At 70.1% G+C, this 613-nt stretch carries 1 protein-coding gene and 1 pseudogene; one reads left to right on the top strand and one right to left on the bottom strand.

Annotation, left to right across the window (positions count from 1 at the left end; translation table 11 throughout):
- Positions 1-286: pseudogene (locus TN53_RS41755) on the bottom strand (cytochrome P450); the annotation flags it as partial.
- A 3-nt stretch (positions 287-289) separates the two neighbouring features.
- Here TN53_RS41755 and TN53_RS41750 point away from each other — a divergent pair.
- Positions 290-613, top strand: a 324-nt coding sequence (locus TN53_RS41750) for a cytochrome P450 (RefSeq protein ID WP_159038275.1), incomplete at its 3' end; no start/stop codon positions are given.

The raw sequence follows: 613 nt of genomic DNA, 5'->3' as shown, positions 1-613 counted from the left end.
TGAGGGCGCCGTTGCCGATGAGGTTGGTGGTCGTGCCGTGTCCGGCGATGAACAGCAGGATGCAGGTGCCCAGGAGCTCCTGTTCGCTGATCTCTCCCTGGTCGGCGGCGGCCGCGAGGCGGCTCAGCACGTCCTCTCCCGGTGTCCGGCGCCGCTCTGCCGCCAGTGCGAGGAAGTAGTCGTTGAGCCCGGTCAGTGCCTCGTCCCTGGCCTGGTGGTTGGCCTGGGAGACGGTGAACGAGGGGCTCACGCCGGCCAGGTAGTCCTGCGCCCACTTCTCGATCATCAGGTGGTCGGCCTCGGGTACCCCGAGCAGCTCGCCCGGTTCCGCACCGAGCCGGAACTGGCGGCCGGCGCCATCGAGGAACTGCTGCGCTACGACTCGCCCTCCCACCTTTCCATCCGGGTCGCGTCCGAGGACGTCGACCTCGGCGAAGGCAACGTGGTCGGCGCGGGCCAACAGGTCATCGCCGTCAGGGGAGCCGCCAACCGCGACCCCGACGCCTTCCCGGACCCGGACACCCTCGACCTCGCCCGCACGGACAACCGGCATCTCAGCTTCGCCTCGGGCATCCATGTCTGCTTCTGCGCGCCCCTGGCCCGTACCCAGGGC

It is taken from the genome of Streptomyces sp. WM6386 (assembly GCF_000972385.1).
Taxonomy (GTDB): Bacteria; Actinomycetota; Actinomycetes; order Streptomycetales; family Streptomycetaceae; genus Streptomyces.
Note: the sequence above shows the minus strand (reverse complement) of the source record. Positions and strands in the feature narration are given on the sequence as shown.